This is a genomic window from Arthrobacter sp. 05L45_2 (assembly GCF_056397525.1).
Genome location: NZ_JBFTNO010000091.1, coordinates 1 through 11129, shown reverse-complemented (window position 1 = coordinate 11129; position 11129 = coordinate 1). Strand labels below are relative to the sequence as shown.

The 11129-nt window shown below is 69.9% G+C and carries 9 protein-coding genes and 1 pseudogene; 5 read left to right on the top strand and 5 right to left on the bottom strand.

The genetic code is table 11. From position 1 onward, the window contains the following. From AC1DHD_RS09010 to AC1DHD_RS08990, 5 genes and pseudogenes are all read right to left on the bottom strand, one after another. Positions 1 to 546: pseudogene (locus AC1DHD_RS09010) on the bottom strand (DUF58 domain-containing protein); the annotation flags it as partial. Positions 547 to 549: 3 nt separating this feature from the next. Then, positions 550 to 1671: an AAA family ATPase gene (locus AC1DHD_RS09005; protein WP_476879381.1), complete on the bottom strand. Its 1122-nt coding sequence runs from the start codon at positions 1669 to 1671 to the stop codon at positions 550 to 552. Beyond that, the gene (locus tag AC1DHD_RS09000) at positions 1668 to 2858 is read right to left on the bottom strand and encodes a DUF4350 domain-containing protein (protein WP_476879380.1); all 1191 of its coding nucleotides are present in this window, start codon (positions 2856 to 2858) and stop codon (positions 1668 to 1670) included. The genes AC1DHD_RS09005 and AC1DHD_RS09000 overlap by 4 nt, the downstream gene beginning before the upstream one ends. Continuing rightward, complete coding sequence (locus tag AC1DHD_RS08995; protein WP_476879379.1) at positions 2855 to 3568, bottom strand: DUF4129 domain-containing protein; 714 nt, start codon at positions 3566 to 3568, stop codon at positions 2855 to 2857. The genes AC1DHD_RS09000 and AC1DHD_RS08995 overlap by 4 nt, the downstream gene beginning before the upstream one ends. Next, positions 3568 to 4851 carry a DUF7847 domain-containing protein gene (locus tag AC1DHD_RS08990; protein ID WP_476879378.1) on the bottom strand — a complete coding sequence of 428 codons (1284 nt, stop codon included), beginning with the start codon at positions 4849 to 4851 and terminating at the stop codon, positions 3568 to 3570. Before AC1DHD_RS08990 ends, AC1DHD_RS08995 begins: the two co-directional genes overlap by 1 nt. A 263-nt stretch (positions 4852 to 5114) precedes the next feature. Here AC1DHD_RS08990 and mtrA point away from each other — a divergent pair, with 263 nt between their 5' ends. The 5 genes from mtrA to hpf all read left to right on the top strand — a co-directional run. After that, positions 5115 to 5789, top strand: coding sequence for an MtrAB system response regulator MtrA (gene mtrA, locus AC1DHD_RS08985; RefSeq protein ID WP_476879377.1), 675 nt, complete (start codon positions 5115 to 5117; stop codon positions 5787 to 5789). Positions 5790 to 5910: 121 nt separating this feature from the next. Then, positions 5911 to 7671 carry an MtrAB system histidine kinase MtrB gene (gene mtrB / locus AC1DHD_RS08980; protein WP_476879382.1) on the top strand — a complete coding sequence of 587 codons (1761 nt, stop codon included), beginning with the start codon at positions 5911 to 5913 and terminating at the stop codon, positions 7669 to 7671. Next, positions 7668 to 9386: an LpqB family beta-propeller domain-containing protein gene (locus tag AC1DHD_RS08975; RefSeq protein WP_476879376.1), complete on the top strand. Its 1719-nt coding sequence runs from the start codon at positions 7668 to 7670 to the stop codon at positions 9384 to 9386. Before mtrB ends, AC1DHD_RS08975 begins: the two co-directional genes overlap by 4 nt. 165 nt (positions 9387 to 9551) lie before the next feature. After that, positions 9552 to 10475 (top strand): ComF family protein, encoded by a 924-nt coding sequence (locus tag AC1DHD_RS08970; RefSeq protein WP_476879375.1) that lies wholly within the window; start codon positions 9552 to 9554, stop codon positions 10473 to 10475. 143 nt (positions 10476 to 10618) lie between these two features. Next, the coding region (gene hpf / locus AC1DHD_RS08965; protein WP_476879374.1) for a ribosome hibernation-promoting factor, HPF/YfiA family at positions 10619 to 11129 on the top strand (511 nt) is incomplete at its 3' end.

Genomic DNA, 11129 nt, shown 5'->3' with positions numbered 1-11129 from the left:
GATCTGGACTGCGGCCTTGCCGTCGAGTTCCGGCAATTGGCGCAGTTTGGACGGACGGTGCCGGCGGGAATGGAACGGCGGCAGTACGCGTAAGGAGCCGGGACACGGGAGGGTGCGCTGCCGGGCGGCGAGGCCCAACGGRCCAAACGCCCGGATCGTGACATGCGCTGCGGCGAGCTCGCCGCGCCGGGTCGGCCGCAGGGTCACCGCCATCCGGCGGCCCTCCCCGGCGGGCACGTTCAGGTGCTGGCGGGGATTCTGCGCGCCGGCCGACGGCTGCCAGGCGTCGCGGACCAGTCCGCGCAGGGCCCGGCGGCCCGTGTTCGCCACCGTCAGCACCGATTCCGCCGAACCGGTGAGCGCAACACTGCCGGGATCCCCGCGCTGCACCGAGACATGGCGCAGCGGCGCCGCCAGGACCAGGTCGGCCAGCAGGACGGCCGCCAGCAACAGCATCACGACAACGGCCGAAGGCCAGCCCGGGAAGAGCAGCGCGGGGACCATTCCCAGCAGCGCCAGCAGCACGAACCGTCCGGAAATCGCCATGGCTTAGCGGGGCACAGGCACGGAGGCGAGGATGCTGCCCAACACGCCGTCGGCCTGCACGCCGTCCATTTCTGCCTCCGGCCGCAGTGCCACACGGTGGCGCAGACAGGGCAGGGCGAGGGCTTTGACATCGTCGGGGGTGACGAAGCTCCGCCCGGAGAGCCACGCCCAGGCACGCGACCCGGTGAGCAGTGCCGCGGCGCCGCGGGGTGAGACGCCCAGCTGGAAGGACGGTGCCGACCGGGTGGCGCGGACGATGTCCACGATGTAGGCGAGGACCTCCGGGCCCACCTCGACCGCGGCAACTGCCTGCCGCGCCTGTTCCAGCTCGGCGGGCCCGGCGACCGGGCGCACCCCGGCCGCAGCCAGGTCGCGGGGGTCGAAACCGGCCGCGTGCCGTCGGATGACCTCAATCTCGTCGTCGCGGCCGGGCAGCGGCATGGCCAGCTTGAGCAGGAAGCGGTCCAGCTGCGCCTCCGGCAGGGGATAGGTTCCCTCGTACTCCACCGGGTTCTGGGTCGCGGCGACGATGAACGGCGCGGGCAGCCGGCGGGAGACGCCGTCCACGGAGACCTGCCGTTCCTCCATGGCCTCGAGCAGGGACGCCTGCGTTTTGGGTGGGGTCCTGTTGATCTCGTCCGCCAGCAGGATGTTGGTGAAGACGGGTCCTTCCCGGAAGCTGAACTCTGAGGTGCTGGAGTCATAAATCAGCGAGCCTGTGACGTCACCGGGCATCAGGTCTGGGGTGAACTGGATCCGCTTGGTGTCGAGGCTCAGGGCCGCCGAGAGGCTGCGCACCAGCAGGGTCTTGGCCACGCCCGGCACCCCTTCGATGAGCACGTGGCCGCCGCACAGCAGGGCGATCAGCATCCCGGTGACCGTGGCATCCTGCCCGACGACGGCCTTGGCGACCTCCCGCCGGACGTCCAGTAGTGCCTGCCGGACCGGGTCGTGGTGGGCTGCGCCCCCGATACTGTGGCCATCCGCCGCCGGACGGCCCGGTGCCGCGGTTGGCGGGGCCGGGTGCTCCGCCGGCCTGGGCGCCGGCCACGGGGCTGCGGCGTCGGCTGCCGGGCCGGTGTCGGTCGCTGCTCCGCCGCCAGGGATGCTGGGGTAGTCGTTCATCGCGCGTGTACCTCTTTCTCTAGTCGTTCGAGCTGCTGGGCCCAGCGCACGAGGTCTGCTTCGGTTCGGGGTTCGGCATCCAGGATGCCGGAGACGCTCTCGGGGCTCCGGTCCAGGTGCCGGGCGGCAGCGTCGGAGATGGCCGCCGCGCCGGCGTCCGGCCCCAGCCTGAGTGTCTTGGCCAGCCGCACCAGGGTTCCGGCGCGGAGGACGTCGGAGGCCCGGTCGACGGCACGGGCATCGTGGTAGAGCCGTGCCCGCCCTTCAGCGGTTTCCACGGCCTTCACCACCACCGGGAGCGGCTCGACCACCAGCGGGCCGAGCCTGCGGCCGCGCCAGAACATGGCGAGCACGGCCACGAGGGCGAGCCAGGGGCCGAGGACGCGGGTCCAGGGGGCGGCGAGGTCACTMAGGGTGACCGGCTTCTTCACCGCCGGCACATCGGCGATTCCCGGCAGGTACCAGATCAGCCGCTGTTCCGCGCCGACACTCCGCAGCGCCAGCGCGGCGTTCCCTTCGGCGGCCAGGCCCCCGTTGCTCAGGAGTTTGCCGTTGCCGAGCACCAGGATGCGGCCGTTGGAGCTGGCGGCATAGAGGCCGCCCCGGCCTTCCGTCTGGGCGTAGCAGACCACGGGCCCGTCGTAAAGGAAACCGTCACCGGCGGAAACGGCGCCGGCCGCGGTCGGGTCGGGTTCGCCGCAGCGCGGTTCGAGGGACCCGGTGCCGTCACGGACCACTCCCGATTGCCGGATCCCGGAGTCCAGGCCCAGCAGGGTATTGAGCCGCGGGGTCACCACCACCAGCCGGTCCGCGGCGGCGGAGAGGTAGCGCAGCTGGTCACGGCCCAGGTAGCCGTTCGCGTCGTAGAGCAGGACAGCGGAACCCTCGCCCGCCCGGCGGGCGTCCTCGATGGCCTGCCGCGTGGACTCGAACGACGCCGACTGTTCGACGGCGACGCCGTGCCGGCCAAGGATTTCCGCGACGGCGCGCGCCCCGTCCGGGGCGGCGTTCCGAATGGAGAGGGCTTCCTGGTCGCCGTGTGGCCGGAGCTGGATGACCGCCGTCAGGACCAGGGCGGCGACGAAGACGACGCCGAGGACGGTCCAGGTGCGGTGCCGGCGGAGCCATCTGCGGACGGCCGGAGGGGTCACGGGGGAGCTGGGGGTGGCGACGGCGGTTTCGGTCACAGCGGCCTGGCCAGGACGTCAGGGCCAGTGCCCTGATAATCGGGCGCTGTGTCCGCCAGGGCGGCGTCGAGCCGGACCAGTGCCTCATGGTCCGGCGACGCGGCGCCGGCGCCGCCGTAGCGTACGGCGTCGAAGATGCGCGCGGAGTCCTCCAGATCCCGGGCGTAGGCACTAAAGGCGCGGCCCAGCCTGGCGGCGACCTCGTCAGCTGTCCGGCCGGGCAGCGGGTCCAGGACGGTCCGCTCCTCGGCTGCACGTACGATGGCCCGGAACTGTTCAATAACAGCCGTGGACCACTCGCCCCGGGCGGCCGCCGCCGCGGCACGGTCCCGGTGCATTTGCGGCGTCAACGCTGGCGCGGCATCGAAAACCTCCTTGGCCGGGGCCCGCCGGGCGTTCAGCCGGGGCCGGACCACCACGATGGCGACAGTAATCACCACGGCGGCGATCAGCAGCAGCAGCGGGACGCCGTAGCCGCCGTCGGCCCCCGGGGTGCCGTCTCCGGTCAGCGAACGCAGCCACCGGGCGAAGTTGGCCAGGGCCTCGTCCAGCCAGCTGGGTTGCGCGGCAACATAGGGGTCCTTGGCGAGTTCTTCGGCGGCCCAGCGGCTTGCCTCCTCCCGGCCGGGAAGTACCGGAGGCTCTGGCTGAAAGTGCGTGGCCAGGACGGCCACTGCCTGGTGCAGGGCCGTCCCGGGGGCGGTCGTCATCACCGGACCGGCGGGGGGCCGAACGGCGGCCGGGCCCAGGCGGACGGGTCACCCTGAATCACCGTTGCACCGCGTCCCGGCACGCCCGCAGGGTCGCTGCCCGTCTCAAGTTGCCGCAGGAGGTCCAGGTCCAGTCCGTCCTTGCGCATCCGCAAGTCCGCATAGAGCAGGGCCGCCGTCGAGGTCTGGAAAGCGAAGCCGACGGCGGCAACCAGTGCGGTCACCACGGTGCCCACGACCGCAGCCACGACCCCAACCGTGTGGGTTTCGGCCTCCCCACCCTGGGCGAAAACCGTGGCGGCGATGCCGTTCGTCGCTAGGCGGACGGGCAGGAGGACGATCTGGGTCAGGACGCCGACCAGGATCCCCACCACAATTGTCACACCGAGGATCCGCCACCAGTTCCTCCCGGTGAGTTGCCACGAGCGGCGGAGTCCGGCAAACGTGCCGAGTTCTTCAACCACAATCGCGGCCGGCGCGACGAGGAACCGGATGCCGAGCCACAGCATGGCAATGAACAGCCCGAAAACCAGGAGCACCATCACCGGCACGGCCGCGCGGTCCATCACGGCCGCCGACAGCACCGTCACCAGCACGCCGACGGCGATGACGGCCACCGTTCCCAGGATCAGCACGCCGGCCAGCCCCAGCAGCGCGCCGGTCCGGGACCGGGCAAGGACCCACATCTGGCGGAACCCTGTGCGCCGGTTCAACAGCGCCCGGGCGACGGGAACGGCCATGGCCCCCTGCATCACGACGGAGATCAGCACCGACAGGAGCGATAGCAGCGCGCCGATGGCGGCTGCAGTGCCCAGGGTGAGTGCCATGGCCTGCGAAAAGCCCGGGCCGCGCAGCGACAGGGCGCTCGTGGCGCCGAAGAGGGCGCCGCCCTGGATGAGCGCCGACATGATTGAGGCCAGGGCCTGGGCGATGATTCCGGCCCCCAGCATGGCGGCGGGGTTCCGCCTGACGGTCTGGAAGGCGCCGTCCAGGATTTCGCCGAACATCAGGGGGCGCAGCGGGACAATGCCCGGCTTTGGCGGGGCAACGTAGCGCGGCTGGCCGTAGGGGGAGTGGCCGGGTGGTGCCATGCCGCCCGGGCCACCGAAGCCATGGCCGGGACCCGGAGGGCCCCACTGCGGCGTGGGATTCCACTGCGGCGGCTGGCCCCACTGCGGCGTGGACCCCCACGCCGGCTGTGCCGGCGGCTGCTGGGTCGGCCGCTGGCCCCACTGCGGTGCGCCGCCCCACTGCTGCGGTCCGCCCTGCTCCTGCTCGGACAAGCTTTCCTCCCCAAGAAATTGCCTACCGGACACACGCGGACACGGCGCTGGCGCCGTTGCGAACCCGTGCCCGGGCGCGTGCCCGGGGCCAGACGTGACCCCAGCCTATAGTTTCGACGGYCGGCGGCAAGTACCCGGGCCGATTCGGGCCGTGCCATTACCAGCCGGGACGCTCCGCCGGCCGCGCCGTGCCCCGTCCCCCGCGCCATGCCGGGAACGGCCCGAATACGACAAAGCCATTTCAATAGGGGAATATATAAGCTATGAAGGCACGGATTTTGGTAGTGGACGATGACGAGGCGTTGGCCGAGATGATCGGCATTGTGCTGCGCAATGACGGCTTTGACCCCGTATTCTGCGCGGACGGCAGCCAGGCCCTGGAGGTGTTCCGCTCATCCAAGCCCGACCTGGTTCTGCTGGACCTTATGCTCCCGGGCATGGACGGCATCGAGGTCTGCCGCCAGATCCGCGGCGAGTCAGACGTTCCGATCGTGATGCTGACCGCCAAGTCCGATACTTCCGACGTCGTGCGTGGCCTTGAGTCCGGTGCGGACGACTATGTCCCCAAGCCATTCAAGCCGGCCGAACTTGTCGCCCGGGTCCGGGCCCGCCTGCGCCCCGGCGACCAGAAAGCCCCCGAAACGCTGCGCATTGCCGACGTCACGATCGACGTAGCGGGCCACGTTGTCAGCCGTGACAGCAAGCGGATCTCGCTCACCCCGCTCGAATTCGACCTCCTCGTGGCCCTGGCCCGCAAACCGTGGCAGGTCTTCACCCGTGAACTGCTGCTGGAACAGGTCTGGGGCTACCGCCACGCGGCCGACACTAGGCTGGTCAACGTCCACGTCCAGCGGTTGCGGTCAAAGATTGAACGCGATCCGGAAGCCCCTGAAGTTGTATTGACGGTCCGTGGTGTCGGCTATAAAGCAGGTTCCTGAACCGTCGGACGGCCACCCCGTTCCCGATCCGGAGAGTGTGCCGCCGGCCGACTCCGGCCCGGAGAGTGTGCCGCCGGCCGACTCCGGCCCGGAGAGTGTGCCGCCGCCGGGTCAGTCCCCGCTGTTCCGGGCGCGGATCTGGGCACGCCGGGCGCGGATCGTCACCGCCCGCGTCGTCCGGCTGGTCCGCACCGGCATCTCCACGGTGCTGCCCGGAATCCGGTACCTGCTAAGGGCCGTGCAACGGCGCTGGCGGCGGTCCCTGCAATTCCGCACGGTGCTGACCACCCTGATGCTCGCGATCGGGTCCTTCGCCGTCGTCGGCGCGTATCTCTCGAACCAGATCGCCAACAACCTCTTCCAGGAGAGGCTGGCCCAGGCCGAGTCCGAGACCCGATATAACGTCAAGCAGGTCCAGGACACGTTCGACGGCGCCCAGGTCACCGACCAGTCGAGCGTTATCACCCTGGTCTACGACACGCTCAACGCCGTGGAAGGCCGCGGCTCGGTGATCCAGCGTCGCTATGTCTTCGAAGCGATGCCCGAGCAGACCAAACCGCGGAACCGCTGGGTCGAATCCCGGGCCTCCGACCAGCTGACCATCAGCGTCATCCCCACGGACCTGCGCAAGGCTGTGCAGGACTCCGGAAAAGACCAGTACTGGGCCTCCACCGAATTTCCGGTGGGCACCGAGGACCGTCCCGGGATCGCCGTCGGCAACAAGGTGACGTTCAACGGCACCGTCTACGAGCTGTACCTCATCTACGACCTCAACTCCGCGCAGAAGACCCTGGACGAAATCCAGAACGTCCTGCTGGCCGGTGCCGCCGCGCTGGCCCTGATGATCGGCGCCGTCGCCTGGTACGTCACCCGCAACGTCGTCAGCCCCGTCAGCCATGCCGCCGTCGTGTCCGAAAAACTGGCGGCAGGGCAACTGCAGGAACGCATGGTGGTCAAGGGCGAGGACGAGGTCGCCCGGCTGGGTGCCTCCTTCAATCACATGGCCGCCAGCCTGCAGGAGCAGATCACCCAGCTGGCCACCCTTTCCCAGATGCAGCAGAGGTTTGTCTCCGACGTTTCCCACGAGCTCCGGACACCGCTGACCACCGTCCGGATGGCCGCGGAGGTGCTGTACGACGCCCGCGACGACTTCGACCCGATCAACAAGCGCTCCGCCGAGCTCCTGTACAACCAGGTGGAACGGTTCCAGTCGCTGCTGGCGGACCTGCTGGAGATCTCCCGGTTCGACGCCGGCGTCGCCATGCTCGACGCCGAACCCACCGACATCATCCAGCTCATCTCGCACGTCATCGAGGGGGTTGCGCCCGTGGCCGCCGAGTACGGCTCGGAGGTGACGCTGAACGCCCCTGCGGGCAGCATCGTCGTTGATATGGATGACCGGCGCATCGACCGGATCCTGCGCAACCTGATCCTGAACGCCCTCGAGCACGGTGAGGGCAGGCCGGTCAACGTCTCCGTCGCGGCCAACGGAACCGCCGTCGCGGTGGCCGTCCGTGACCACGGGATCGGGATGACCAGCGCTGAAGCAGCCCGCGTGTTTGACCGTTTCTGGCGGGCCGACCCGGCCCGGGCCCGGACCACCGGCGGCAGCGGCCTGGGGCTCTCCATCGCGACCGAGGACACCAAACTGCACAATGGCTGGCTGCAGGCCTGGGGGAGCAAGGGCAGCGGGTCAAACTTCCGCCTCACGCTGCCGCTGCGCCAGGGCGAAGCCATCACCCGGTCGCCGCTCCAGCTGGAGCCGGCCGACGTCGGGCCCGCCGGCGTCGTGCCCGAACGGACAATGCTGCTGCTGGACCAGGCGCTCACCCACCCCCGGCCGGCGGGGCCGGGCCACGACACCACGGAGGAGCGGCCATGAGCGGTGCCCGGAAGTTCAACGGCGCTGCCGCGGCCCTGCTGGCGGTCGTCCTGGTGCTCCTGACGTCCTGCGCGCAGATTCCGCGCTCCGGACCGGTGGGCAAGAGCACCGATGAGAGCGCCGGCAAACCGAATAACGCCCCTGTCTTCTTCCCCGTGGCCCCCCGGGCCGGAGCCGGGCCGGAAGCTGTGATCGAGGACTTCTACCTCGCCGGCAGCGGTTACGAGGACGACTACGCCGTGGCCCGGCAGTACCTCACCCAGGCCTCATCGGTGAAGTGGAAGCCGGACCAGCGGGTCCTGGTTTTCCGGTCCGCCCGGGTGGTGCGGACCGCCGTCGAAAACGTCTTCAACTACGAACTGGACCTGGCCTACACGGTGGACGCCGACGGCATCGCCACACCGCTGCCGCCCGGGTCCAAGGAGAGCATCCCGGCGACGGTGACGAAGGTCGACGGCGAGTGGCGGATCGCGGAGATTCCGGACGGCACGGCCATCCCGGAGGAGACCTTCAAGGTCATCTACGGCGCGTACCCCATCTACTTCTACGACCCCACGTTTACCTACGCGGTCCCGGACATGCGCTGGTTCATCAAGAAGAAGACCGTTAAGGCCATGGCCAGCGCCCTGCTGGGCGGTCCCGCGCCGTACCTGAAGGGGGCCGTGGTCAGTGCCTTCCCGTCGGGCATGAAACTGGCGCGTGAATCCGTGCCCGTGGTCTCCGGCGCGGCGCAGGTGGACCTCACCGCGAAAGAGCTGACGGATGCCTCCAATGAGGACCGGTTGCGGATGCAGACCCAGCTGGCGCTAACGTTCCGCAGCCAGCCGGACGTGATCAACGTCGAGCTTCGCGCGAACCAGGACCTGGTGYGGGTCGAGGACGACGGAACGGTGCTGCCCCCGGTACGCGACAAGGACGTTCCCGCCCACCAGATCGCCATCAGCAACAACGACCTCGTGCGCTTCGAGAACAACAAAGTCGGTGTGCTGCCGGACATCCAGTCCGTGCGGGCCCTGGGCCCGCGGATGCCGGCCGAATCCCCGGTCTCCCAGGCCGCGGCGTTCCTCAACGCCGGGCGGACCACCCTGTACTCGATCTTGCCCGGACAGCCGGCCCGTGCGCTCACGACGCGGGCCAGTCTCTCCCGCCCGTCGTTCGGCCGCTACGACTGGGTCTGGTCCGCGGGTCCCGGAAGCAGCGGGGCCACCGAAGTCCTGGCCTATCATCCGGCCGGGACCGCGCCGGGGGCGAGCATTCCGGCCGTGACGATCACACCGGCATGGCTTGCCGGGCGCAACGTCAAGGAGTTCCGGATCTCGCGGGAGGGGACCCGCGCCCTGGTCATTTCCGAGCTCAACGGCAAGACCAACGTGCAGATCACGGGCATCATCCGGACAGCCGACGGTACCCCGCGGGACCTGACCGCGCCGATTACCCTGCTGGCCACCAAGGCCCCGGACCGCGGAGTCTGGGTCAACGACACCACCGTCGCGGTGATGAAGAGCTCGGGGAGCGACAACGTCACCCCCGAGCTGCTGTCCCTGACCGCCGCCGCCCCGCAGCAACTGGCGCCCTGGCCCGGCCTTACGGCGTTGAGCGCGGGCAACGGTCCGGCGGAGATCTACGGCCAGTCCGCCGAGGGCATCTTCCAGCGGCTGGGCAACGGCTGGTCGGCGCAGTTCAAGGGTGCCACCGACCCCGCCTTCCCGGGCTGACGCGGGCTGCCTCGGGCGTCCTCTGACTGACCTCGCTCGGGCGCGCCGGCTTGCCGCGCGCGCCCGGCTGGGGCGCCTGGCTGGTGCCCGGTTGGCTCGTCCGGTTGTCCACATGGCCGCGGGCGCCGCTTCCCTGGGGACGCCCGTGGCGGCCACGCTTGGAACATGAGCAGGCATCCGCGCCCCGACCCCGACCTCGCGCCGGAAGTACCGGCCTCGAAGCACCGTGCCGAACACGCCGGCTGGGCTGCCCGGCTGGCGGACCGGACAAGAGCTGCCGCCGCAGAACTGCTGGCCCTGGCCGCGCCGGTGGAATGCGTCTGCTGCGGTGCCGAGGACAAAACGATCTGCGCCGTCTGCGCCCACCAGCTCCGGCAACTGACCCGGCGTCCGTTCCGGGCCGAGGGCCGGGCCCCGGCCCTGATGGACATGGACGGATCCGTCCTGCTGCCGGTGGTAGCGGCCGGGGTATACCGCGGCGAGCTGGCCCAGGCCCTCCTGTCCTTCAAGAGGCATGGCCAGCGCCAACTGGGGACTGAACTGGCCAGGGCACTCGCCGCAGCCGTCGCCGCGGCGGCGGGGCGGACCCAGGGGCTCCTGCTGGTGCCGGTGCCCACCACCGCCGCCGCCTTCCGGCGCCGCGGATTCAGCCCCGTCCACCTCCTCCTTGCCCGTGCCGGGCCGCACCCCGGCCTCGCCGGAGCCGAGGTCGCCGACGTGCTCCGCCAGGCACGGCCCCTCGGCAGATTTCACGCCGCCGGATCCACGGCAAGCTGGCGCGGCGGGCAAAAGGGCCTGGACCGCGCGGCCCGGTCACGACGGGTGCGCGGTTCCATGCGGGCCAGGCGAACTTTCGGCCGGCTGGCACTTTCCGGCCGGCCCTGCATTGTGGTGGACGACGTCCTGACCACCGGTGCCACACTGTCCGAGGCAGCGCGTGCGCTACGTGCCGCGGGGGCTTTGGTGCGCGGCGCCGTCGTGCTCGCTGCGACACGCCCGCCGGCTCATGGCGACTTTGCGGCGTCCGCCCTCGACATGGCGCGGAACGCCCGAGGAAAGGAAAAAAATAAACCAAAAAGAGATGAATAACAGGGGCCTATGAACTAACGTCGAACATGGGTACCAAGAACAGATGTACCTGTCGATAGCGGCTCGGAAAGGGGCTCGACTGTCCGTCAGACAAGCCCCCGGAAGTGCCGCTGTCGTGTCACCGAAGTCATTTGGAGGGCACCATGGAGTTCATGATCAGCGGTCGCAACTTGACAGTCTCGGACCGGTTCCGCGAATACGCCGACGAGAAGATCTCGAAGATCGCATCACTGGGGGACAAGGTCCAGAGGGTGGACGCCAAGGTTTCCAAGGAGACCAAAGCCCGGCAGACGGCAGAACTGCTCACTGTTGAGCTGACCGTGCTGGGGCGCGGCCCCGTGATCCGTGCCGAGGCCAGCGCGGCGGACAAGTTTGCGGCTTTCGACCTGGCCTACAACAAGCTTCTCGAGCGGCTGCGCCGGGCCAAGGACCGCAAGAAGGTCCACCACGGCCGGCACACGCCCAAGTCGGTCACCGAGGCCACGGCTACCCTGGAGCCGGCCAGCACCAGCGAGCCCATCTACGAGGAAGCCAGCCGGGCACCACAGTCGCCGGCGGCCGAGAAGTCGCCGTACGACGTCGAGAACGACATCCCGGCCGGCGATTCGCCCGTACTGATTCGCCGCAAGGTGTTCCCCGCCTCCTCCCTTACGC

What these genes read in the sequence shown, in the direction of transcription:
- mtrA (WP_476879377.1), top strand. Translation starts at nt 5,115, where the DNA reads ATGAAGGCACGGATTTTGGTAGTGGACGATGACGAGGCGTTGGCCGAG.
- AC1DHD_RS08970 (WP_476879375.1), top strand. Translation starts at nt 9,552, where the DNA reads ATGAGCAGGCATCCGCGCCCCGACCCCGACCTCGCGCCGGAAGTACCG.
- AC1DHD_RS09005 (WP_476879381.1), bottom strand. Translation starts at nt 1,671, where the DNA reads ATGAACGACTACCCCAGCATCCCTGGCGGCGGAGCAGCGACCGACACC.
- AC1DHD_RS08995 (WP_476879379.1), bottom strand. Translation starts at nt 3,568, where the DNA reads ATGACGACCGCCCCCGGGACGGCCCTGCACCAGGCAGTGGCCGTCCTG.